This window comes from Streptomyces tailanensis (assembly GCF_008386495.1).
Taxonomy (GTDB): domain Bacteria; phylum Actinomycetota; class Actinomycetes; order Streptomycetales; family Streptomycetaceae; genus Streptomyces; species Streptomyces tailanensis.
This window is the reverse complement of the sequence record NZ_VTHJ01000035.1, coordinates 1-22,712: the sequence shown is the minus strand read 5'-3', so window position 1 is coordinate 22,712 and position 22,712 is coordinate 1. Positions and strand designations below refer to the sequence as shown.

The following is a 22,712-nucleotide window of genomic DNA, read 5'->3' as shown; positions in this document are numbered from 1 at the left end:
CCGAGCCGGTTCAGAACGGCTTCAACGCGGTTTCAGCCCTCCGGCCACGGTTTCACTAGGGTGATCTCCATGCAGTCCTACACGATCGGTCAGGCCGCGCGGCTTCTCGGTGTGAGCCCCGACACCGCGCGGCGATGGGCGGACGCCGGCCGGGTCGCCACCCATCGGGACGAGAGCGGGCGGCGTCTCATCGACGGGAAGGATCTGGCCGCCTTCTCCGTGGAGCTCGCCCACAGTGGTGGTGGCGAGGAGGACGTCTCCTACACCTCCGTCCGCAACGCCTTCCCCGGCATCGTCACCGCCGTGAAGCTCGGCGACGTCGCGGCCCAGGTGGAGATCCAGGCGGGGCCACACCGGCTGGTGTCGCTGCTGACGCGGGAGGCCGTGGAGGAGCTGGGGCTGGAAGTCGGGGTGGAGGCCACCGCGCGCGTGAAGTCGACGAATGTGCACATCGACCGGACCTGAGCAGGAGGGCCCGGGTCCGGGCCTGGGGCGCACATGCCATCCTGTTGGATCACACTTCCGGCTCATGCAAAGACACAGGACACTTTCTCCTCGCATCTGCGGCATTATCATCGACGCATGATGACTCGTACCGCGCGCCGGACCCGCCGCACTGTGCGGGTGGTGGCCACCGGAGCCGCCGCCCTGCTGGCCCTGAGCGCCTGCTCCTCATCGGCGACGTCGGACCCGTCCGCGTCGGCCGCCTCCTCGGACGAGATCTCCGGCCCGGTGACCGTTTTCGCCGCCGCCTCCCTCAAGGAGAGCTTCACGACGCTGGGCAAGCGGTTCGAGGAGGAGCACCCCGGTGCGAAGGTGACCTTCAGCTTCGGCGGCAGCGACTCCCTCGCCGCGAGCATCACCGGTGGCGCCCCGGCGGATGTGTTCGCCTCCGCCAGCCCCAGGACGATGGCGATCGTCACGGACGCGGGCGACGCCTCAGGCACCCCCGCCACCTTCGTCCGCAACCAGCTGGAGATCGCCACTCTGCCGGGCAACCCGGACAGGATCTCCTCCCTCGCGGACCTCACCAGGTCCGGCCTGAAGGTCGTGCTCTGCGACGAGGAGGTGCCGTGCGGGGCCGCCGCCCGGAAGGCGTTGGAGGCGAGCGGTCTGAAGCTCACGCCGGTGTCGTACGAGCAGGACGTCAATGCCGCCCTGACCAAGGTCGAGCTGAAGGAGGCCGATGCCGCGGTCGTCTACAAGACCGATGTGAAGGCCGCGGGTGACAAGGTGGAGGGCGTGGACTTCCCCGAATCCTCCGAGGCCATCAACGACTACCCGATCGTCGCGCTCAAGGAGGCGCCGAACGCCGGGGCCGCGAAGGCGTTCATCGAGCTGGTGCGGTCCGCCGAGGGCCAGAAGGTCCTGACTGGGGACGGGTTCCTCCAGCCGTGACCTCCCCGTCGTCCCCGTCGTCCCCGCCGTCCCCGCCGTCCCCGCCGGACAAGTCCACCGCCACGCCCGACGCCCTCGGGGGCGGGCCGCGGCGTCGGCCTCGACCCGTCCGGAGGGGCGGCGGCCGGGGCGCGCCGCTGCCGCTGCTCCTGCCCGCGCTGATCGGCCTGGCGTTCCTGATCGTGCCGCTGATCGCCCTGCTCGTACGGACCCCGTGGCGCAGCCTCCCCGAGCAGCTGACCAGCGCGGAGGTGTGGCAGGCGCTTCAGCTCTCCCTGATCTGCGCCACGGCGGCGACCGGGGTGAGCCTGGTGATCGGGGTGCCGTTGGCGTGGCTGCTGGCGCGGGTCGAGTTCCCGGGCCGTGGTCTCGTACGGGCCCTGGTCACCCTCCCGCTCGTCCTGCCGCCGGTGGTGGGCGGTGTGGCGCTGCTGATGGCGCTCGGCCGGGGCGGCATCGTCGGGCAGTGGCTGGACGACTGGTTCGGCATCACGCTGCCCTTCACCACGGCGGGCGTGATCGTGGCGGAGGCGTTCGTCGCCATGCCGTTCCTCGTCATCAGCGTGGAGGGCACGCTGCGGGCCGCCGACCCGCGCTACGAGGAGGCCGCCACGACCCTGGGCGCCTCCCGCTTCACCGCGTTCCGCCGGGTGACCCTGCCGCTGATCGCGCCCGGCATCGCGGCCGGCGCCGTCCTGGCCTGGGCGCGGGCCCTCGGCGAGTTCGGCGCGACGATCACGTTCGCCGGCAACTTCCCCGGCCGTACCCAGACCATGCCCCTGGCCGTCTACCTCGCTCTGCAGAGCGACCCCGAGGCGGCCATCGCCCTCAGCCTGGTGCTGCTGGCCGTGTCCATCGCGGTGCTGGCCGGGCTGCGCGACCGTTGGATGACAGCAGGATGAGCGAGAGCCATAACGCCGCTGCCGCCCCCGGAAGCCCCGGTTCCGAGGAGGGCCTCGACGCCCGTCTCCTCGTCGAGCGCGGCACCTTCCGGCTCGACGTGGCGCTGCGCGTCGCGCCGGGTGAGGTGGTCGCCCTCCTCGGACCCAACGGTGCCGGCAAGACCACCGCCCTGCGCGCCCTCGCCGGGCTCACCCCGCTCTCCGGCGGTCATATGCGCCTGGACGGCGCGGAGTTGGACCGTACGCCGACGGAGTCCCGCCCGGTCGGCGTGGTCTTCCAGGACTATCTGCTCTTCCCTCACCTCACCGCCCTCGACAACGTCGCCTTCGGCCCCCGCTGCCATGGCGCGACCAAGGCCGAGGCTCGCGTGCGGGCCGCCGAGTGGCTCGACCGCATGGGGCTCGCCGAGCATGCCGGCGCCAAGCCCCGCAGGCTGTCCGGCGGCCAGGCCCAGCGCGTCGCCCTCGCCCGCGCGCTCGCCACCGGCCCGCGCCTCCTCCTCCTCGACGAACCGCTCGCCGCCCTCGACGCCCGCACCCGTCTGGAGGTACGTGCCCAACTCCGGCGTCATCTGGCCGACTTCGAGGCCGTCGCCGTACTCGTCACCCACGACCCGCTCGACGCGATGGTCCTGGCCGACCGCCTGGTCGTCGTCGAGGACGGCCGCATCGTCCAGGAGGGCGGCCCGTCCCACATCGCCCGTCACCCCCGTACGGACTACATCGCCCAGCTCGTCGGCCTCAACCTCTACCAGGGGCGGGCCGACGGTCACACCGTCCGCCTCGACGCCGGGCCCCACATCACCACCACCGAGGCCCTGACCGGCCCGGTCTTCGTGGCCTTCCCGCCGAGCGCCGTCACCCTCCACCGCGACCGCCCCACCGGCTCCAGCGCCCGCAACCTCTGGCACGGCCGGGTCACCGGCCTGGAGACCCACGGCGACCAGATCCGCGCCGATCTCACCGGCGAACTCCCGCTCGCCGCCGACCTCACCACCGTCGCCGCCGCCGAACTCGACCTCCACCCGGGCTCCGAAGTCTGGGCCACGGTGAAAGCGACACAGACTCACGCCTACCCCGTCTGAGAACGCCTGAAGGAATTCCCCAGCGCTCCGAAATGCAGGTGGGAATATGTCGAATGTATAGCCTGGCGTTATGACGGAGAGGAGTTCAGGATGAACATCGAGGGGCTGCGCTACGCCCAGGCCGTGTCCCAGACGAAGTCCTTCAGCGCCGCGGCCGCGCGACTACGGCGTCACCCAGCCCGCCCTGTCGAACGGAGTGGCCCGGCTGGAGCAGGAACTCGGCGTCAAACTCTTCGACCGCTCCCCGCGCGGCGTCAAGCCCACCGCTCACGGCGCCCGCCTCCTGCCCATGATCGACCAGGCCCTCGGCGCGCTGGACTCCCTTACGGCCGAGGCCCGGCGGCTGGCCCGCCCGGCGACCGGCGCGATCCGTATGGGCGTCTCGCCCCTGATCGGGGCCGACCTGGTGGCCTGCGCCTTCGACGCCGCCCGCGGCCTGTCCCGGCCGCGCGATCTGGTGCTGCGGGAAGCCGATCTGGAACTGCTGCGCGCCTCATTGAAGGCAGGCGAGCTGGATGCCCTGCTGGTGCCCGCGGTGGAGGCCATGCCGACCTACCGACACCAGGTCATCCTCAGCGAACCCGTGGTCGTGATCGACCCGGCCGCGGACCCCGCCGCCGAAGGCCCGGTGGAGCTCACAGCCGCCGCCGGCGCCGCCTACATCCTCGTCCCCGACACCTGCGGCCTGACCAAGTTCACCACCGACCTCTTCCACAGCAACGACCTGGCCCTGCGCACCTGTCCCGGCGAGGCCGCCAGCCACCGCGTACTGGACGAATGGGCCGGCCTGGGCGTGGGCGCGGCGCTCCTGCCCCGCTCCAAGGTGGCCCACCAGCACGCCGCCTGCCGACCGCTGGTGCACTCCGGCACCCCCGTCGAGATCTCCTACGAGGCGGTCTGGGCCCACGAGAACCCCCGGGCGCCGACCTCGAGGAGTTCATGGACGCCCTCACCAAGGCCGCCGCAACCCTGGGACAGCCGAGCGAGTAATTGGCTTCGGCTATAGCCACATCACAGATGAGCCTCTACCGGACGGCTTCCGGAAAATCTACGGTTGGGCGCGCACCGAACGCACCGAATTCCTGCGGATTCCTCGCAGGAAACGAGACGGCAAAGGACGCCCCATGGCTTATCTGGAAATCACCCTCACCGTGGAAAAGGCGCGGCGCGTCGAGGCGGCGGATGTCTACCAGCGGTAAAACAGCCGTTCCTCGACACGGTCCCCGGCGCCATCTCCAAGGAACTGCTCGTGCGCGACGAGGGCGTCCAGGTACTGCACGGCTTCTCCACCGTCGGCCAGGCCCGCGCCTACCTCGACAGCGTCCTGTTCACCAAGGACGTGGTCGCCGGCCTGAAGCCGCTGCTGTCCGCCGACCCCGAGGTCCGGATCTACGAAATCGTCTGACCTGCCCGGACCGTCGCGCACCGAATCCCCCTGAACACCCTCTGGCCAGGAGCACAGCATGTCCCGCACCACCCTCGACAACCACTCGTGTGCGCGCCGTATCTCGTCACCGTAAAACCGGCACATCAGCGTGGACCACGTGAACAACGAAACTTCCCCCACACAGGGGTCCGCACCATGCCCGAGAGCCCGGCTCAACGGCCCGAAGAGACCCCGTCCCGGCTGATCGCCGTCGATGCCCAGTACGCACTGGCCTACGCCGACGAGGTCGTCACGTTCGCCAAGCAGCGTGCCCGGCCAGGATCGTGTCGTACCTCCTGTTGGCGGCGAGGGTGTCGGCGGCCTCGCCGCCCGACACCGCCTCGAAGACGAAGGGCACGCCGCCGATGACCTCCGTGCCCGGTGATCACCTCGGTGGGGGTCATGTCGCCGGCCGGGATGATCGTGCCGGTGGGGTCCTGGCCGTCGCCCTGATGATCAACCGGCCCGCCGACCAGAACGTGTACAGGGAACTGCGCCGCTACCTGGCCGACGCGCAGGAACTGTCGACGAGGACGGTGAGGCGTACAAGAAGGCGATCCTCAAGCGCCACCCGTCCTACGGCGGCCCGTTCCTGATCGACATCGGCATCCAGTACCTCTTCGGCGCGCAGACCGCCTGAACCCATACGCGACGAGCAGCATGCGCACGCCCAAAACCGCAGGTCAGGAACCCTTAGCGGCGGGTTCAAGGATGGCGACGCACTCCACATGATGAGTCATCGGAAACAGATCGAACGCCCGCAGCATCCGCACCCGATACCCGCCCTCCCGGAAGTACCCCAAGTCCCGGGCCAGAGCCGCCGGGTCGCAGGCCACGTAGGCGATGCGGCGTGCCCCCAGTGACGACAGGTGCTGAACGGTCTTCCGGCCGGCGCCCGCCCGGGGCGGGTCCAGGACGATGAGGTCGACCTCGGTGATGCCGGTGCGCGGGAGGGCCGTCTCGACCTTGCCCTGTTCGATGCGGACGCGGTCGAAGTCGGCGAGGTTGTGGCGGGCGTCCTCAACCGCTCGCTTGCCGGACTCGATGCCGAGGACGGCGCCCTTGTCGCCGACGCGGTCGGCGAGGGCGCCGGCGAAGAGGCCTACGCCGCAGTAGAGGTCGAGCGCGGTGTCGCCCTTGCGTGGTAGCAGGCCCTGCATGACGGCCTTGACGAGGGTGTCGGCGGCCTTGGGATGGACCTGCCAGAAGCCGCCGCTGCCGACGCGGTACGTACGGTCGTCGGCGCGTTCGCGGACGAAGGGGCGGCCGTGGACTCGGTGGACCCCGCCGTCCTTCTCCTCCACCCGCATCACGCTCACCGGCTTGTCCAGTTCGACGATCGGCAGGCGCGCGCCCGGCCTCGGCGTCAGGATCACCTGACGGTCCTGCGAACCGGTCGCGGCGATCGCGTCGATGGCCGCCATGCCCGTCCAGTCGCGCTTCTCGATGCCCAGTTCGGACACGCCCGGCGCCGCGATCATGCAGTGGTCGATCGGCTCGACCTCGTGCGAGCGGTGGCGGCGCAGCCCGGCCCGGCCCGAGGCGTCCACCGCGTACTGCACGCGCGTACGCCATGCCGGAACCTCGCCCGCCGGAAGCTTGTCGCCCTCGGCCGGCACCACCGTGCCGTCCCAGCCGACCGCCTCGGGTGTGAGACCCGCCAGGCGCTGCAACTGTTCGGCGATGACCTCGCCCTTGAATCGGCGCTGGGCGCCCGGCTTGGCGTGCTGCCAGTCGCAGCCGCCGCAGCGGCCGGGGCCGGCGTACGGGCAGGGCGCCTCGATGCGGTCCTTGGAGGCCTCCAGCACCGACACCGCGTCCGCCCGCAGGAAGCGCGCCCCCTCCTCGCCCTCCGTCACCCGCGCCACGACCCGCTCACCGGGCAGCGCGTGCCGTACGAAGAGGACCTGCCCCTCGGACGTACGGGCGATGCAGTGGCCGCCATGGGCGACGGGGCCGATCTCGACCTCGTACTCCTCCCCCACCAGCGATTTCTTCGGTTCTGCCTGCATGGCGGGGTGACTCCACAACATCGAATAGAGAATGGCCGGACAACAGCCCACCAGTCTACGTGGGTGCCGTCCGGCCGGTGACCACAAGCATCAGCTCTTGCTGTCCGAGGACTCCCCCGTCGACGCCTTCTCCTTCGGCCGCTCGGCCGCCGGACCACGCCGTACCGAACCCGGCGCGCTCCACTCCTGCCGCTTGCGCGCCCGTCGCTTCGCCACCTCGGAGGACTCCAGCTGGTACGGCACGGAGGTCACCATGACGCCCGGGGTGAACAGCAGCCGTCCCTTGAGCCGGAGCGCGCTCTGGTTGTGCAGCAGGTGCTCGTACCAGTGGCCGACCACGTACTCGGGGATGATGACCGACACCGCGTCGCGCGGGGACTCCTTGCGCAGGCCCTTGACGTACTCGATCACCGGCCGCGTCACCTCGCGGTACGGCGAGTCGAGGACCTTCAGTGGTACGTCGATGCCGCGCCGGTTCCACTCCTCCTGGAGCGCCTTGGTCTCCGCCGGGTCGACGTTGACACTGAGCGCCTCAAGGGTGTGCGAGCGCATCAGCTTGGCGTAGGCGAGGGCGCGCAGCGTGGGGCGGTGGATCTTCGAGATCAGCACGACGGAGTGGACGCGGGAGGGGCGTACGACGTCGTCGCTGGGCCCTTCCGGTGCCGCGATCTCCTCGGCGACCCGGTCGTAGTGCTTACGGATCGCCGTCATCGTCGCGTAGAAGATGACCATGCCGAGCAGGGCCACCCAGGCACCGTGCGTGAACTTGGTGACCAGGACGACGACCAGTACCAGACCCGTGAAGAAGGCGCCGAAGGTGTTGATCGCGCGGGAGCGGATCATGTGGCGCCGCTTGGCCGGGTCCCTCTCTGTGCGCAGATGGCGGTTCCAGTGCCGGACCATGCCCGTCTGGCTGAGAGTGAAGGAGACGAACACACCGACGATGTACAGCTGGATGAGGCGCGTGGAGTCGGCGCCGTAGACCCACACCAGGAGCATGGCGGCACCGGCGAGGAGCACGATGCCGTTGGAGAAGGCGAGGCGGTCGCCGCGGGTGTGCAGCTGGCGCGGGAGGTAGCGGTCCTGGGCGAGGATCGAGCCGAGCAGCGGGAATCCGTTGTACGCGGTGTTCGCGGCCAGGAAGAGGACCAGCGCGGTGGCGGCGGCCAGCAGGATGAAGAAGAACGTGCCGTCGCCGAAGACGGCGGCGGCGACCTGCGAGATCACCGGGTTCTGGACGTAGGAGTCACCGACCGGGGAGCCGTCGCGCAGCAGGTCGTGCGCCGGGTTCTCGGCCATCCGTACGTTGGTGGCCATCGCGAGGCCGATGATGCCGCAGAACATGGTCACCGCGAAGAAGCCCATGAGGGCCAGCGTGGTAGCGGCGTTCTTCGACTTGGGCTTGCGGAACGCCGGTACGCCGTTGGAGATCGCCTCGACGCCGGTGAGCGCGGCACAGCCGGAGGAGAAGGCGCGCAGCATGAGGAAGACGAGGGCGAAGCCGGCGAGTCCCTGGTGCTCGGCCTTGATCTCCAGGTCGGCGGTGGGTGCCCGCATGGTCTCGTCGAGGACGAGCCCGCGGAAGGCGCCCCACGCGATCATCGCGAAGACGCCGACGACGAAGACGTACGTCGGGATCGCGAAGAGCTTCCCGGACTCCTTCACCCCGCGCAGGTTCATCAGCGTCAGCAGCACGATGATGCCGACCGCGCACAGCACCTTGTTCTCGACGAAGAAGGGGATGGCCGAGCCGAGGTTCTCCACACCGGAGGAGATCGACACGGCGACGGTGAGGACGTAGTCGACGAGGAGGGCGCTGGCGACGGTGAGACCGGCCTTGGGGCCGAGGTTGGCGTTCGCCACCTCGTAGTCGCCGCCGCCGCTCGGGTACGCGTGCACGTTCTGCCGGTACGACGCCACCACGGTGAACATCAGCACGACGACCGCGACGGCGATCCAGGGGCTGAAGTAGTACGCCGACACGCCCGCGATGGAGAGGACCAGCAGCACCTCGCCCGGTGCGTACGCCACGGAGGAGAGCGGGTCGGAGGCGAAGACGGGGAGTGCGATGCGCTTCGGCAGGAGCGTTTCGCCCAGCCGGTCACTGCGCAGCGCCCGCCCGATCAGAATCCGTTTGGGCACGTCGGTCAGTTTGGACACGGAGAGGATCGTAAGCGCCCTGGCTGGTTCTGGGCACATCCGGGTGAAATCCCGGCGGGCCCCGGGGTGAAATCTGCGCGGCCCTCACTGCGAAGTGCGCCAAGTCACGCATCCTCCGACCTAATGGACGGCGTCCTCATGTCTATATGACGAACTCTCCATGTGACGGCTCCCGTCCCACCCCACCCTCTGGAGGCTCCATGCAGGCCGCGACCGCGGAGCTGATCGGCGCGCTGATGTCACTCGTCGGCCTCGGTGTCCTGACGATGATCAGCGTCCGCCGGATCAGCCGACGACGGCCCACGATGTGACCCGAATCCGCACGGGGGTGCCCTTGTCGGACCGCGTGTGTGTAGCTTGGGCGACGGTCTGAGACCCTGTTTTTGACGTTTTGCCGTTTCGGCTGAACAGTAGCTATTGACACCGGAAGGACGGTCGTGCACATCGTCATCATGGGCTGCGGGCGAGTGGGTTCCACCCTCGCCCAGACCCTGGAGCAACAGGGGCACACGGTCGCCGTGATCGACCAGGACCCCACGGCCTTCCGTCGTCTGGGCTCGGGATTCGGCGGCCGTCGCGTCACCGGCGTCGGCTTCGACCGCGACACGCTGCGCGAGGCGGGCATCGAGGAGGCGGGCGCGTTCGCCGCCGTCTCCAGCGGTGACAACTCGAACATCATCGCTGCCCGCGTCGCCCGTGAGATGTTCGGCATCGAGAACGTGGCGGCGAGGATCTACGACCCCCGCCGCGCCGAGGTCTACCAGCGTCTGGGCATCCCCACAGTCGCCACGGTCCGCTGGACCGCCGACCAGATGCTCCGCCGGCTGCTGCCCTCCGGGAGCGAGCCGCTGTGGCGCGATCCCACCGGCGGTGTCCAGCTCGCCGAGGTGCACGCGTCCTCGGCCTGGGTGGGCCACAAGATCAGCAAGTTGCAGGAGGAGACCGGCGTCCGCGTCGCCTTCCTCACCCGCCTTGGCGAGGCCATGTTGCCCTCCTCCCAGACCGTGCTCCAGGAGGGCGACCTGGTGCACGTGATGATGCGTACGGACGACATCGAGAAGGTCGAGGCCTCCTTCGCCGAGGGCCCCGACGAGGAGGGCGGTCACTGATGAGGGTCGCCATCGCCGGAGCCGGCGCGGTCGGTCGCTCGATCGCGGGCGAACTGCTGGAGAACGGCCACGAGGTCCTTCTCGTCGACAAGGCGCCGACCGCCATCTCGGTCGAGCGCGTCCCCCAGGCGGAGTGGCTGCTGGCCGACGCCTGCGAGATCACGTCCCTGGACGAGGCGGCGCTCCAGCGCTGCAACGTCGTCATCGCCGCGACCGGCGACGACAAGGTCAACCTGGTCGTCTCGCTGCTCGCGAAGACGGAGTACGGCGTCCCGCGCGTCGTCGCCCGCGTCAACAACCCCAAGAACGAGTGGCTGTTCAACGAGTCCTGGGGCGTGGACGTCGCCGTATCGACCCCCCGACTGATGTCGGCCCTGGTGGAAGAGGCGGTGAGCGTCGGCGACCTGGTCCGGCTCCTCCGCTTCAGCCACGGCGACGCGAACCTCGTCGAGCTGACCCTGCCCCCGGAGTCGGCCCTGGCCGGCACCCAGGTCGGCGAGGTGGAGTGGCCGGAGGACACCTCCCTCGTCACCATCATCCGCGGCACCCGCGTCCTCACCCCCACCCCGGACGACTCCCTGGAAGCGGGCGACGAACTCCTGTTCGTGGCAGCCCAGGCCCGCGAGGAACAACTGGAGGACCTGTTGTCGGTACGACGCGAGGACGCGACGAGCTGACGCGGGAGACCGACAACCGACATACGACAGGGGCGCCCGGAGATTTCCGGGCGCCCCTGAAACTTGGCGGGGTCCGGGGCGGAGCCCCGTGGCGGGGGCGAAGGGGCGCAGCCCCTGGGGATGATGAGGGTCCCCCCCCCGCTCGAGCGAAGCCGAGAGTGGGGGAGGGTAAGGGCGGCGGGGGCGAAACTCACTCCCCGGCGGCACCCGCCCGCTCCGCCGCCTTCCGCTCCTTCTCCGCCCGCTCCTCGGCCTCCATCTCCGCGAAGACATCGATCGGCGCCGGCGCCTTCGCGAGGAACACCCAGGTCAGCCACACCGCAAGCAGGAACGGCGGAATCTTCAGCGCGACGAGCACCCAGCCGAGCTGCTCGGTGTCGGCCCACCAGTACAACGGGAAGAGAATCGCGCACTTGGCGAGCAGGATCGCCCCCCACGCGTAACTCGCCTTCGCATACGCCTTCTTGCGCCCCGGGTTACGCGTGCGCCAGGAGAGGTTCTCCTTGAAGACCGGGCCGAGCATCAGCCCGATCAGCGGCACGCCCGCGAGCGTCGTGATGATGTACGCGAGCCCGAGGCCCAGCGTGTACAGCATGCCCGGCAGATAGAAGTCCTTCGCGTTGCCGGTCATCATCGCGAAGACCACACCGAAGGCGACCCCGAAGACACCGCTGAAGGCGTGCTTGACGGTGTCCTTCATGACGAGCCGCACCACGACCAGCAGGACGGAGACGCCGAGGGCCGCGATGGCCGCCGCGTGCAGATCCTTGTTGATCGTGTAGATCGTGACGAAGAGCAGACCCGGCAGCACGGTCTCGACCATGCCGCGCAAGCCACCGAACGCCTCGAACAGGGCCGCCTCGGTCACCGCCTTGGAGTCGTGCGGACCGTCCTGGGCACCTTGGGCGTCCTGGACGTCGCGCTGGGCGTCTTCCGTCGGCTTGTCGAGCGACGTCACCGGCTACTCCCGTCCGAGCGGTCTGAGTTCGTACTTCGGGTTGAAGAGCACCCTACGGCCCCGGCTCATCGAGATCCGACCGGATGCGATCAGCTTGCGCCCCGGCTCTATGCCGACGATGGAGCGCCTGCCGAGCCACACCACGTCCAGAGCGGCCGAACCGTCGAACAGCTCGGCCTCCAGAGCCGGGACACCGGCTCTCGGGCGCAGGGTGACCGTGCGCAAGGTACCAGTAACCGTCACTATCTGTCGGTCATGGCAGTCACAGATGCGCGTACAGCCCGCGGTGTCCGCGTCCTCGCGCAGCTCCTCGGACTCCAGGTCCGTCTGGGACGAGGAGAGCCGGTCGAGCATGCGCCGGAACCGGCCCGCCGGCTTCTCGGAACGAGGAACAGCACTCATGGCAAAAAGCCTACCGGGGCCCGCCGACACTGCCGCACCCCCGTACGCCGACGGACCGGAACGGCTCACTTCTCGAACCGGTACCCCATCCCCGCCTCGGTGATGAAGTGCCGCGGACGCGACGGGTCGCCCTCCAGCTTGCGCCGCAACTGGGCCATGTAGACCCGGAGGTAGTTCGTCTCAGTCCCGTACGACGGTCCCCAGACCTCCTGGAGCAGCTGTTTCTGGCCGACCAGGCGTCCGGTGTTGCGTACGAGGACCTCCAGCAGGTGCCACTCCGTGGGGGTCAGCCGTACGTCCTTGCCGCCCCGGTTCACCTTCTTCGCGGCCAGGTCCACGGTGAAGTCGTCGGTCTCCACGATCACGTCGGCCTCGTCGCCCCCGACGGGCTCGGCGCGGCGGACGGCGGCGCGCAGCCGGGCCAGCAGCTCGTCCATGCCGAAGGGCTTGGTGACGTAGTCGTCGGCGCCCGCGTCCAGGGCCTCGACCTTCTCGTCGGAGGAGTGCCGGGCCGACAGGACCAGGATCGGTACCCGCGTCCAGCCGCGCAGCCCCTTGATCACCTCGACGCCGTCCATGTCGGGCAGTCCGAGGTCGAGGACGACGACATCGGGGTGGCGGGCGGCGGCGAGCTGGAGGGCGGTGGCACCGTCGTGGGCCGCGTCGACCTCGTACTTGCGCGCCTTCAGGTTGATCACGAGCGCCCGTACGATCTGCGGTTCGTCGTCGACCACGAGCACGCGGGTCATATGGTTCGCCTCTCTGCCCATGCGGCCGCACCTTCCGACGCGGCCGCGTCCGTCCTGACACCAGCTGTTCCCACCACGGCATCCAGCCTGCGCGGCGGGACGGCCTCGCGGCGGCCGTCCGAGCCGCTCTCCGCGCCGGTCCTCGCGGCCCGCACCGTGAGGACCATGGTGAGGCCTCCGCCGGGGGTGTCCTCGGCGTCGAGGGTGCCGCCCATGGCCTCGGCGAAGCCCCGGGCCACCGCGAGGCCCAGGCCGACGCCGGCCCCGCGCGGGGCGTCGCCGTAGCGCTGGAAGGGCTCGAAGATGCGTTCCTTGGCCTGGTCGGGGACGCCGGGGCCGCGGTCGGTGACGCGGACCTCGACGCGGTCGCCGAGCGCGCTGGCGGATACGAAGACGGTCGGGCCGGCCGCGCCGGGCGGGCTGTACTTGACGGCGTTCTCCACGACGTTGGCGACCGAGCGCTCCAGCAGCCCGGGGTCGACGGCGACCATGGGCAGGCTCTCGGGGATCTCCAGCACCACGCTGTCCTCGGGTACGCCGCCGAGGGCCATCGGCACCACCTCGTCGAGGTCGATCTCGCGGATCAGTGTGGTGACGGTGCCGGTCTGGAGGCGGGACATGTCGAGGAGGTTGCCCACGAGGTGGTCGAGCCGGTCGGCGCCCTCCTCGATGCCTTCGAGCAGCTCGGCCCGGTCCTGCTCCGACCAGGCCACGTCGTCGGAGCGCAGGGACGACACGGCGGCCTTGATCCCGGCGAGCGGGGTGCGCAGATCGTGGCTGACGGCGGCGAGCAGCGCGGTGCGGATGCGGTTGCCCTCGGCCAGGTCCTTGGCCTGGCCCGCCTCGTGCTGCAGGCGCTGGCGGTCCAGTACGACGGCGGCCTGGGCGGCGAACGCGGCCAGTACCCGGCGGTCCTCGGCGGGCAGCACGCGCCCGGTGAGGGCGAGCGCCATGTGGTCGCCGACCGGCATGTCCACGTCCGCGTCCTCCGGGCGGTCCACCACCCGCCGGGGGCCCACGCTCCCCGCGCACGTCCACGGTTCCACGTCGCTCTCGCGCTCCAGCAGAGCCACCGACTCCATGCCGAAGGTCTCCCGGACCCGTTCGAGGAGCGCCTCCAGACTCGTCTCCCCCCGCAGCACGCTGCCCGCGAGGAAGGACAGGATCTCCGACTCGGCGCGCAGCCGGGCCGCCTGCTGCGTACGGCGGGCCGCGAGGTCCACCACGGAGGCCACCGCCACCGCGACCCCGACGAAGACCACGATGGCGACGATGTTCTTCGGGTCGTCGACCGTCAGGGTGTGGACGGGCGGGGTGAAGAACCAGTTGAGCAGCAGCGAGCCCAGCAGCGCGGCGGCGAGCGCGGGCAGCAGACCGCCGAGCAGGGCCGCGGCCACCGTCACCGTCAGGAACAGCAGCATGTCGTTGGCGAGGCCGAGGTCGGCCGCGACGTTGGTCAGGAGCAGCGTCAGCAGCATGGGCCCGGCCACCCCGACCAGCCAGGCCCACCTCATCCGGACCCGGCCGAGCCGTGCGCCCCGGGCGACGGGCAGCCCGCGTCCCTTGCCGACCTCGTCGTGTGTGATCAGGTGGACGTCCAGGTCGGGGCCGGAGTCCCGGGCCACGGTGGCCCCGACGCCCGGTCCGAACACGTACTGCCAACTCTTGCGCCGCGAGACGCCCAGCACTATCTGGGTGGCGTTGACGCCGCGTGCGAAGTCCAGCAGCGCGGCCGGGATGTCGTCCCCGACGACATGGTGGAAGGTGCCGCCCAGGTCCTCGACGAGGGTGCGCTGAACGGCCAGCTCCTTCGGGGAGGCTGAGGTCAGGCCATCGCTGCCGGCGATGTAGACGGCCATGACCTCGCCGCCCGCGCCCTTCTCGGCCAGCCGGGCGGCTCGTCGGATCAGGGTCCGCCCCTCGGCCCCGCCGGTCAGCCCGACCACGATGCGCTCGCGCGAGCCCCAGATCCTCGACACCTGGTGCTCGCTGCGGTACTCGTTCAGATACTCGTCGACCCGGTCGGCCACCCACAGCAGCGCCAGCTCCCGCAGCGCGGTCAGGTTCCCCGGCCGGAAGTAGTTCGACAGCGCGGCGTCGACCTTGTCCGGCTTGTAGATGTTGCCGTGCGCCATCCGCCGCCGCAGCGCCTGCGGCGACATGTCGACCAGCTCGATCTGGTCGGCCCGGCGCACCACCTCGTCGGGCACGGTCTCGCGCTGCCGTACGCCGGTGATCGACTCGACGACGTCACCCAGCGACTCCAGATGCTGGATGTTGACGGTGGACACGACATCGATCCCGGCCACGAGCAGCTCGTCGACGTCCTGCCAGCGCTTGTCGTTGCGGGAGCCGGGGACGTTGGTGTGCGCCAGCTCGTCCACGAGAGCCACCTGCGGCCGCCGGGCCAGCGCGGCGTCCACATCCATCTCGGTGAACACCGCGTCCCGGTACTCCAGCTCCCGGCGCGGGATCTGCTCCAGGCCGTGCAGCATCACCTCGGTACGCGGCCGGCTGTGGTGTTCGACGAAGGCGACCACGCAGTCGGTGCCCCGCTCGACCCGGCGGTGCGCCTCGGAGAGCATCGCGTACGTCTTGCCGACGCCCGGTGCCGCACCGAGGTATATCCGAAGCTTCCCGCGTCCCATGGCCTCATTGTCTTCTCGCGACCGCTGCCTACGCAGCGTCGACCTTACGGCCAACAATCACGGCAAAGAGGACACGGGACCGGCCGGAAGCCGTCCTTGACGGAACCCTGATGCCCGTGATGCCGGCCCTGCGCCTGCCGCCGCCCGTCCGACCGCGCGCACGACAATGGGCCGCACTCTCAGGGGTACGGCCCATCAGTTGCGTAGGAGCGGCTACCGGACCTCGGTGATCTCCGGGCCGCGCTGCAGCTGTCCCATGCCGCCGGAGAAGCGGGAACCGCTCTGCTCCTCCTGCTGGACGCCCTCGGGGACCATCTGGGCGTCGTTCGGCAGCTTCAGGACGATCGGGTCGCGCGGAGCCATGGGGCCGTCGCCGCGGACGACGACCGTGTCCCGGAAGATCTGCTCCAGCAGCCCGGCCGTCTGCGGCTCGACCGCGCCCCGCCCGGAGATCACCCCGCGCAGGAACCAGCGGGGCCCGTCCACGCCGACGAACCGGACGACCTGGAAGCCACCCGTGCCGTCCGGCAGCTGCACCGGCACCTGAGCGCGGAGCTCCCAGCCCAGCGGGCCCTCGACCTCGTCGATGACACCGCCCTGCTGGGTGATGCCGCTGGCGATCTCCTCGCGGACCTCGCCCCAGATGCCCTCGCGCTTGGGAGCGGCGAAGGCCTGCAGCTGGACCGCGCTGTCGCGCAGTACGACGGTCGCCGCGACGATCGCGTCGCCCGCGACCTCGACCCGCAGCTCCATGCCGTCGACCCCGGGCACGAAGATGCCACCCAGGTCCACGCGGCCCTCGCCGGGCTCGCGCACCTCGGAGCTGTCCCACGGCCCGTCCGGCCGCGGCTCGGGCTCGAGCCGCACGCGCTCGCGCTCGACCTCGTCCGCCTCAGTGTCGACTTCTCCGGCTACGCCGTCGACCTGCTCGGCCTCGCTCGCCGCGTCCGCCGCGTCCTCAGCGGAACCCTTCTTCTTGCGACGTCCGAACACGTCACTGTCCTTCCCGGTCGGATACGACCGAAGCGTATCGATTCCCACCCGTTGTGCCGCTTGTTCCGTCCACGGCGGCATGACCGCCGGTGGACCCGAAGCCCCCCTCGGCCCGCGCCGAGTCGGGAAGCTCCGCCACCTCCTGGAAGCGCACCTTCTCGACCTGCTGGACGACCAGTTGGGCAATCCGGTCGAAGCGCTCGAACCGCACGGGTTCTTGCGGGTCGAGGTTCACCACGATCACCTTGATCTCCCCACGGTACCCGGCATCAACCGTCCCTGGGGCATTCACCAGGGCGACACCGCAGCGGGCGGCGAGACCGGAACGAGGATGCACGAAGGCCGCGTACCCCTCCGGGAGCGCGATGGACACCCCCGTGGGCAGAACGGCCCGCTCGCCCGGCTTCAGTTCACGGCTCTCGGTGGTGCGCAGATCGGCGCCCGCGTCACCGGGATGCGCGTAACTCGGCAGCGGAACATCCGGGTCGATGCGCCTGATCAACACATCGACAGGCCTACGACTACTGACACTGCTGCTATTGCTGCTGTTCACGGGTTCACCTCGAAGGCCCGAGCCCGCCGGACGGTGTCCGGGTCGTCCATGGCCGCCTGGATCTCCTCCTGGCGACCGTGGTCGATGAAGTGGTCAACTTTGACTTCGATGAAGAGCGCGTCGGCGCGGACGGCGAGAGGCCCGTCGGGACCGCCGATGCGTCCGGTGGCGGTCGCGTAGATCTTCCGCCCGGCCACCGCCGTCACCTCGGCCTGGAGATGCAGCACGGTGTCGACGGGGACGGGCCGCACGAAGTCGGTCTCCAGCCGTCCGGTCACCGCGATGGTGCGCAGCAGCCAGTTGAGCGAGCCGAGGGCCTCGTCGAGGGCGCTGGCCAGGATCCCACCGTGCGCCAGACCGGGCGCCCCCTGGTGCGCGGGCTTCACCGTGAACTCGGCGGTGAGAGACACCCCCTCACCGGCCCGGGCCTGAAGATGCAGCCCGTGGAGCTGCTCGCCACCGCAGCCGAAACACTGCCCGTAGTGCGCGCCGAGCAACTCACCGGCGGCGGGTGCCTCGGGGTGCCGTACGGGCGCCACGGCATCCGCCGGGGGCTGCAGGGCCGCGGAAGTACCTCTCACAGCCGCAGACCTTACCCGCCTGTCAGCGTCCGGCCATCGTCCCTATGGGCAGGGATTCCCCTCGGGCGCCCCCATTTCCGGAGCCGGACGACCTGCGTGCCAAGCTTGACGTCATGCAGCTCTCCGCCTCGCCGTACGAAGAACGCCTCACCGCTCCCCGCACCTGGTGGCTCGTCTGCTTGCTGACCGGGGTCTCCATGGCCCTGATCCTGCTGCCCTTCGGCACGCTCCCGCTGCTGGGCGGCCTGGCCGGCGGCACCGCGGCCGCGGCGGTCGTGACCAGCTCCTACGGCTCGGTCCGCATCCGCGTGGTCGGCGACGCCCTGATCGCCGGTGAGGCGAAGATCCCGGTGAGCGCCCTGGGCACCCCGGAAATCCTGGACCCCGAGGAAGCCCGTGCCTGGCGCACCCACAAGGCCAACCCGCACGCCTTCATGCTCCTCCGCGCCTACATCCCCACCGCCCTGCGCATCCCCGTCACCGACCCGTCCGACCCCACGCCCTACGTGTACCTGTCGACCAGGGAACCGGAGCGCTTGGTGACGGCCCTGGAGGCGGCGAAAACGAAGGCGTAGCGTCCGTCATCACCGAATTGTTTCTCGCCCAACTCTTATCGGCGGTCGGCGCATTTCCTTTCCGGAACGAAACGTGTGCGTCCGACAACTTCCGGTCAGCCTTCGCCGAGCTCCTTCGGCGGCTCTCCCACCGGCAGTGGGTCCACCGGCTTCTCCAGCGGCGGCAGCTCCGGCAGCGCCTCCCACGGCACCTGAATGCGCCGTAGGTCCTTCCGGATCCGCTCGGCGAGCTGCTTGGTGTCCCGGCGGTTCATGACCGCCCCGACCGCGGCACCGATCAGGAACGGCAGCAGGTTCGGCAGATTCCGCACCATGCGCTTCATGATCTGCTGTCGCAGCTCCCGCTTCAGCTGCCCGCCGAGCGCGGCGTTGACCGTGGTCGGCTTGGTCGCGTCGATCCCGCGCTCACCGGACCACGAGTTCAGATAGGCGGTACTGCGCTGCCGCAGATTCCCGGGCGGCCGCACCCCGTACACCTCGTGCAGCTCGGCGATGAGCTTCAGCTCGATCGCGGCGACCCCGGTGATCTCGGCGGCCAGCTCCGCGGGCATGGCGGGCGGCGCCGGCAGCATCGCGGCGGCTCCGACGCCCGCGCCCACCGTGGAGGACGCGTTCGCGGCCCCCGCGACGAGCTTGTCGGCGATCCGCTCGGGCCCCAGCCCCGGGAACTGTGCCCGCAGCGTCGCGAGGTCCCGTACGGGGATCCTCGGGGCCATCTCGATGACCCGGTCGGTGAGATACGCGAGCCCCGCCCGCGCCCGGTCACCGCCCTTGCGGGCCCCGGTCTTCAGGCCCTCCTTGATGCCGTCCCGGACGACGGCCGTGCGCCGTCGAGCGACCGGCGCCGGAGTCTCCACCGGTACGGGCAGGCGTCCCTGCTCATCCGTGGCGCCCCCCGACGCCGTGCCAGACGCACGTTCGAGCGAGGCCGCTCCCTGGTCGGAGGAGCCCCGCTCGTCGTCACGCACGCCGTCGGAGCCGTCGTACGGCTCCTGGTCCGCCCCCTTGCGGAAGCGGCGCTTCCAAGGAGGGGTCGAGCCAGTCACGGCCGACCCTGCCTCAGTCGCAGTCGCGGCAGATCGGCTGACCGTTCTTCTCGCGGGCCAGCTGACTGCGGTGGTGCACGAGGAAGCAGCTCATGCAGGTGAACTCGTCCTGCTGCTTGGGCAGCACACGGACGGCCAGCTCCTCGTTGGAAAGGTCCGCGCCGGGCAGTTCCAGGCCCTCGGCGGCCTCGAACTCGTCGACGTCCACTGCGGAGGTCGACTTGTCGTTCCGGCGAGCCTTGAGTTCTTCCAGGCTGTCCGAGTCGACGTCGTCGTCGGTCTTGCGTGGGGTGTCGTAATCCGTTGCCATGTCGCTCTCCCCCTCTGGGTGTCTGCGGTGTCTCCAGCGCACGTAACGCGTGAGAGGCCGGACTTGTGCCCGACCTGAGGCGGAGATTTTGCCTCACATCAAGGTCTGTTACTCAATCGACACCCAACCGGACTCCTCAAGAGTGATCGGCTTGGATGGCGAACGGGACCGTACACGGTCCTTAGGCTGCATATCAAAGGCGCCTCAGCATGTACTTCCCGTGATCCCAACCCCCGAAAACCCGGATTTTCCCGGCTTTACGACAGTCCCATGATCACGCTCAGTAGATGGCTGGAAATTCGCCCATGTGATCGATCACACATTGGTCGCGCGCGACCGTTTCGATCAGGCCCCCGGAAAATTCCGCGCAAAGCGAACACGAACGCGGGGCCGGGAACATTTTCTCAGACGGGCAGGGTCACTCGCATCACGAGACCGCCTCCCTCACGTGGCTGGGCCGCGATATGGCCGCCGTGCGCGCGGGCCACGGACCGCGCGATCGACAGGCCGAGACCCACGCCCTTGTCGCTGCCCGTGCGTTCCGTACGCAGCCGCCGGAACGGCTCGAAGAGGTTGTCGATCTCGTACGCCGGCACCACGGGCCCGGTGTTCGTGACCACCAGGACCGCCTGGCCGTGCTGGAGCTCGGTCGTCACCTCGACCCAGCCTCCCTCCCGTCGCCCACCACCGCCCTTGTTCGGAAGCGCTTCGCGCTGCCCCTCCCCGATCGGCACGTTGTACCGGACGGCGTTCTGGACGAGGTTCAGCGCGATCCGCTCCAGCAGGACGCCGTTGCCCTGGACGACCGCCGGGGCCCGCTCGCCGCGGATCTCCACCTTCTTGGCGTCCGCCTCGGAGCGCACCTGATCGATGGCCTGGGAGGCGACCTCGGCGAGGTCCACGGGCTTGCGCTCGACGATCTGGTTGTCGCTGCGGGCGAGCAGCAGCAGCCCCTCGACGAGCTGCTCGCTGCGCTCGTTGGTGGCCAGCAGCGTCTTGCCGAGCTGCTGCAGTTCCGCGGGCGCGTTCGGATCGGACAGATGCACTTCCAGGAGCGTGCGGTTGATCGCGAGCGGTGTTCTCAGCTCGTGCGACGCGTTCCCGACGAACCGCTGCTGCGCCGTGAAGGCCCGCTGGAGCCGCTCCAGCATGTCGTCGAAGGTGTCCGCCAGCTCCTTCAGCTCGTCGTCCGGACCGTCCAGCTCGATACGACGGGACAGGTCCGAGCCGGCCACCGCGCGCGCGGTGCGGGTGATCCGGCCGAGCGGTGCGAGCACCCGGCCCGCCATCGCGTACCCGAAGGCGAACGCGATCACGGCGAGCCCCAGCAGGGCCAGCAGCGAGCGGCTGAGCAGGGTGTCCAGCGCGGCACGGCGCTGATCGTCGATGCAGGCGGCGATCGCGGCGTTGAAGTCGCTGAGCGGCACATTGACGGTCGAGCCGGCGTCGACCGCCGGGCACTTGTCGCTGGAGACACTGATGTCGGTGCCTCCCACGATCTTGAACAGCGGCTGGTTGCCCGTCGTGATCGCCTGGGCGGCCAGCAGATAGATGATCGAGAGCAGCAGGATCCCGGCGATCAGGAACATCCCGCCGTACAGCAGTGTGAGCCGTATGCGGATGGTCGGGCGCAGCCATGGCAGCGGGGTCTGCGGCCTCCTGGGGTCCCAGGTGGGCTTCGGGGGCGCCACGGGGGGCGCGGGGGTCGTGGCCACGGCGGTCAGATCCGGTAGCCGGAGCCGGGCACGGTGACGATGACCGGCGGCTCGCCCAGCTTGCGGCGCAGCGTCATCACCGTCACGCGCACGACGTTGGTGAACGGGTCGGTGTTCTCGTCCCAGGCCTTCTCCAGGAGCTGCTCCGCCGAGACGACGGCGCCCTCGCTGCGCATCAGCACTTCCAGGACGGCGAACTCCTTGGGCGCGAGCTGGACCTCCTTGCCGTCGCGGAAGACCTCGCGGCGGTTGGGGTCGAGCTTGATGCCGGCGCGCTCCAGGACGGGCGGCAGGGGCACGCTCGTACGCCGGCCGAGGGCACGCACGCGTGCGATGAGCTCGCTGAACGCGAACGGCTTGGGCAGATAGTCGTCGGCCCCGATCTCCAGGCCCTCGACGCGGTCGCTGACGTCGCCGGACGCGGTGAGCATCAGCACGCGCGTGGGCAGGCCCAGCTCGACGAGCTTGCGGCAGACGTCGTCGCCGTGGACGAGGGGGAGGTCGCGGTCGAGGACGACCACGTCGTAGTCGTTGACGCCGATGCGCTCCAGGGCGGCCGCACCGTCGTACACGACGTCGACGGCCATGGCCTCCCGGCGCAGTCCGGTGGCCACCGCATCGGCGAGCAGCTGCTCGTCCTCGACGACGAGTACGCGCACGTCGCTTGTCCTTCCTGTGTCCACCCGCGTAGCGCGCCGGAGGCGGCGCACACGGGCAGGGTGTTCGTGGGTGTGTGACCTCCATCCTGCCTTTTTCAGCCGTAAGTCGGCTGTAAGGCGACCTCGGGGAGGCCAGGGGAGGGACCCGGCAGGGAATGCGGGATTTTTTCGTCCGGTTGAGGTTTCCCTCCGAGAGAGCGGGGGGAGGACGGCTTTACACCCCGCGATCACGCTCTGCTTGTGCCGCACCACCATGCGGTACGCAACGATCCGCTTTCCGCAGAGTGGGCGTGGGTGTCCGGCACCGTCGCCGCCCAGCACGGGTGGCGCTGGGCATCCACAGAGACGTGATCGTTCCCTTCCGAACGGCACACCCCCGTGCCATCGACCCACGACCAGGACGAGGGGGCGCAGCATGGACGCATTCACCGCAGGACTTCTGCAGCGCATAAGGGCGACCGAGTCCGACCTGACCAGGGCTCGTGACGAGGGCGACGACTTCCTCGTCGAAGTGGAGCAGGCCGAGCTCGACGACCTGCACCGCCTCGCCGCCGATCACGGTGTGGAGGTCGGCGCGTACAGCGTCTGATCCAGAGCCCATACACACGACAGCGGGACCCCGGCAGATCCAGTCCGGGGTCCCGCCCGTTTTTTGTGGCTCGGTGAGCCGAAGGGGCGCGCCTGTGTCGAGACGCCGATCGTGCTCGGCCCTCCTTCGTCGGGCGCTGCGCGCGTTCGGCGTCTCGACACAGGC

The 22,712-nt window shown here is 70.0% G+C and carries 24 protein-coding genes; 11 read left to right on the top strand and 13 right to left on the bottom strand.

Features of this window, described 5'->3' with window-relative positions:
- Positions 1 to 69: 69 nt before the first annotated feature.
- From F3T56_RS26325 to F3T56_RS49795, 7 genes are all read left to right on the top strand, one after another.
- A complete protein-coding gene (locus tag F3T56_RS26325; RefSeq protein WP_149827844.1) occupies positions 70 to 465 on the top strand; it encodes a TOBE domain-containing protein in 396 nt (131 codons plus the stop codon).
- Between the two features lie 120 nt (positions 466 to 585).
- Complete coding sequence (gene modA / locus F3T56_RS26320; protein WP_149827898.1) at positions 586 to 1,398, top strand: molybdate ABC transporter substrate-binding protein; 813 nt, start codon at positions 586 to 588, stop codon at positions 1,396 to 1,398.
- Entirely contained in the window at positions 1,395 to 2,300 is a 906-nt protein-coding gene (locus tag F3T56_RS26315; protein WP_149827843.1) for an ABC transporter permease, read from the top strand. The genes modA and F3T56_RS26315 overlap by 4 nt, the downstream gene beginning before the upstream one ends.
- Positions 2,297 to 3,385 (top strand): ABC transporter ATP-binding protein, encoded by a 1,089-nt coding sequence (locus F3T56_RS26310; protein ID WP_149827842.1) that lies wholly within the window; start codon positions 2,297 to 2,299, stop codon positions 3,383 to 3,385. The genes F3T56_RS26315 and F3T56_RS26310 overlap by 4 nt, the downstream gene beginning before the upstream one ends.
- 196 nt (positions 3,386 to 3,581) lie before the next feature.
- Positions 3,582 to 4,391, top strand: coding sequence for a LysR family transcriptional regulator (locus F3T56_RS26305; RefSeq protein WP_246203875.1), 810 nt, complete (start codon positions 3,582 to 3,584; stop codon positions 4,389 to 4,391).
- A gap of 243 nt (positions 4,392 to 4,634) precedes the next feature.
- Positions 4,635 to 4,790, top strand: coding sequence for a hypothetical protein (locus F3T56_RS48190; protein ID WP_246203874.1), 156 nt, complete (start codon positions 4,635 to 4,637; stop codon positions 4,788 to 4,790).
- A 386-nt stretch (positions 4,791 to 5,176) separates the two neighbouring features.
- Positions 5,177 to 5,407: a hypothetical protein gene (locus tag F3T56_RS49795; RefSeq protein WP_342786987.1), complete on the top strand. Its 231-nt coding sequence runs from the start codon at positions 5,177 to 5,179 to the stop codon at positions 5,405 to 5,407.
- An 87-nt stretch (positions 5,408 to 5,494) separates the two neighbouring features.
- Here the strand turns inward: F3T56_RS49795 and F3T56_RS26285 are convergent, their stop codons facing one another.
- Together F3T56_RS26285 and F3T56_RS26280 are read right to left on the bottom strand one after the other, a co-directional pair.
- The gene (locus F3T56_RS26285) at positions 5,495 to 6,823 is read right to left on the bottom strand and encodes a class I SAM-dependent RNA methyltransferase (RefSeq protein WP_149827841.1); all 1,329 of its coding nucleotides are present in this window, start codon (positions 6,821 to 6,823) and stop codon (positions 5,495 to 5,497) included.
- Between the two features lie 90 nt (positions 6,824 to 6,913).
- Positions 6,914 to 8,983: an APC family permease gene (locus F3T56_RS26280; RefSeq protein ID WP_149827840.1), complete on the bottom strand. Its 2,070-nt coding sequence runs from the start codon at positions 8,981 to 8,983 to the stop codon at positions 6,914 to 6,916.
- Between the two features lie 437 nt (positions 8,984 to 9,420).
- Here F3T56_RS26280 and F3T56_RS26275 point away from each other — a divergent pair, with 437 nt between their 5' ends.
- Complete coding sequence (locus F3T56_RS26275; protein ID WP_149827839.1) at positions 9,421 to 10,092, top strand: potassium channel family protein; 672 nt, start codon at positions 9,421 to 9,423, stop codon at positions 10,090 to 10,092.
- Positions 10,092 to 10,769: a potassium channel family protein gene (locus F3T56_RS26270; protein WP_037700769.1), complete on the top strand. Its 678-nt coding sequence runs from the start codon at positions 10,092 to 10,094 to the stop codon at positions 10,767 to 10,769. The genes F3T56_RS26275 and F3T56_RS26270 overlap by 1 nt, the downstream gene beginning before the upstream one ends.
- 190 nt (positions 10,770 to 10,959) lie before the next feature.
- Here the strand turns inward: F3T56_RS26270 and F3T56_RS26265 are convergent, their stop codons facing one another.
- From F3T56_RS26265 to F3T56_RS26235, 7 genes are all read right to left on the bottom strand, one after another.
- Positions 10,960 to 11,727 carry a DUF3159 domain-containing protein gene (locus F3T56_RS26265; protein ID WP_149827838.1) on the bottom strand — a complete coding sequence of 256 codons (768 nt, stop codon included), beginning with the start codon at positions 11,725 to 11,727 and terminating at the stop codon, positions 10,960 to 10,962.
- Positions 11,728 to 11,730: 3 nt separating this feature from the next.
- Positions 11,731 to 12,129 (bottom strand): OB-fold nucleic acid binding domain-containing protein, encoded by a 399-nt coding sequence (locus tag F3T56_RS26260; RefSeq protein ID WP_149827837.1) that lies wholly within the window; start codon positions 12,127 to 12,129, stop codon positions 11,731 to 11,733.
- Between the two features lie 65 nt (positions 12,130 to 12,194).
- Positions 12,195 to 12,878 carry a response regulator gene (locus tag F3T56_RS26255; RefSeq protein ID WP_149827897.1) on the bottom strand — a complete coding sequence of 228 codons (684 nt, stop codon included), beginning with the start codon at positions 12,876 to 12,878 and terminating at the stop codon, positions 12,195 to 12,197.
- Positions 12,875 to 15,526 (bottom strand): sensor histidine kinase, encoded by a 2,652-nt coding sequence (locus F3T56_RS26250; RefSeq protein ID WP_149827836.1) that lies wholly within the window; start codon positions 15,524 to 15,526, stop codon positions 12,875 to 12,877. The genes F3T56_RS26255 and F3T56_RS26250 overlap by 4 nt, the downstream gene beginning before the upstream one ends.
- 213 nt (positions 15,527 to 15,739) lie before the next feature.
- Positions 15,740 to 16,519 (bottom strand): DUF3710 domain-containing protein, encoded by a 780-nt coding sequence (locus F3T56_RS26245; protein WP_149827835.1) that lies wholly within the window; start codon positions 16,517 to 16,519, stop codon positions 15,740 to 15,742.
- 1 nt (position 16,520) lies between these two features.
- Positions 16,521 to 17,072 (bottom strand): dUTP diphosphatase, encoded by a 552-nt coding sequence (gene dut / locus F3T56_RS26240; RefSeq protein ID WP_149827834.1) that lies wholly within the window; start codon positions 17,070 to 17,072, stop codon positions 16,521 to 16,523.
- Positions 17,069 to 17,653: a PaaI family thioesterase gene (locus F3T56_RS26235; RefSeq protein WP_149827833.1), complete on the bottom strand. Its 585-nt coding sequence runs from the start codon at positions 17,651 to 17,653 to the stop codon at positions 17,069 to 17,071. Before F3T56_RS26235 ends, dut begins: the two co-directional genes overlap by 4 nt.
- Positions 17,654 to 17,766: 113 nt before the next feature.
- Between F3T56_RS26235 and F3T56_RS26230 the strand changes: the two genes are divergently transcribed.
- Positions 17,767 to 18,228 carry a DUF3093 domain-containing protein gene (locus tag F3T56_RS26230; protein ID WP_149827832.1) on the top strand — a complete coding sequence of 154 codons (462 nt, stop codon included), beginning with the start codon at positions 17,767 to 17,769 and terminating at the stop codon, positions 18,226 to 18,228.
- 95 nt (positions 18,229 to 18,323) lie between these two features.
- Here the strand turns inward: F3T56_RS26230 and F3T56_RS26225 are convergent, their stop codons facing one another.
- From F3T56_RS26225 to F3T56_RS26210, 4 genes are all read right to left on the bottom strand, one after another.
- The gene (locus tag F3T56_RS26225) at positions 18,324 to 19,274 is read right to left on the bottom strand and encodes a hypothetical protein (RefSeq protein WP_172639149.1); all 951 of its coding nucleotides are present in this window, start codon (positions 19,272 to 19,274) and stop codon (positions 18,324 to 18,326) included.
- Positions 19,275 to 19,287: 13 nt separating this feature from the next.
- Positions 19,288 to 19,584, bottom strand: a complete 297-nt coding sequence (locus F3T56_RS26220; RefSeq protein WP_005481602.1) for a DUF4193 domain-containing protein — start codon at positions 19,582 to 19,584, stop codon at positions 19,288 to 19,290.
- 404 nt (positions 19,585 to 19,988) lie between these two features.
- Positions 19,989 to 21,299 carry a sensor histidine kinase gene (locus tag F3T56_RS26215; protein ID WP_149827831.1) on the bottom strand — a complete coding sequence of 437 codons (1,311 nt, stop codon included), beginning with the start codon at positions 21,297 to 21,299 and terminating at the stop codon, positions 19,989 to 19,991.
- 5 nt (positions 21,300 to 21,304) lie between these two features.
- A complete protein-coding gene (locus F3T56_RS26210) occupies positions 21,305 to 21,958 on the bottom strand; it encodes a response regulator transcription factor (RefSeq protein ID WP_009340866.1) in 654 nt (217 codons plus the stop codon).
- A 415-nt stretch (positions 21,959 to 22,373) separates the two neighbouring features.
- Here F3T56_RS26210 and F3T56_RS46400 point away from each other — a divergent pair, with 415 nt between their 5' ends.
- A complete protein-coding gene (locus F3T56_RS46400; protein WP_172639148.1) occupies positions 22,374 to 22,547 on the top strand; it encodes a hypothetical protein in 174 nt (57 codons plus the stop codon).
- Positions 22,548 to 22,712 lie beyond the last annotated feature (165 nt).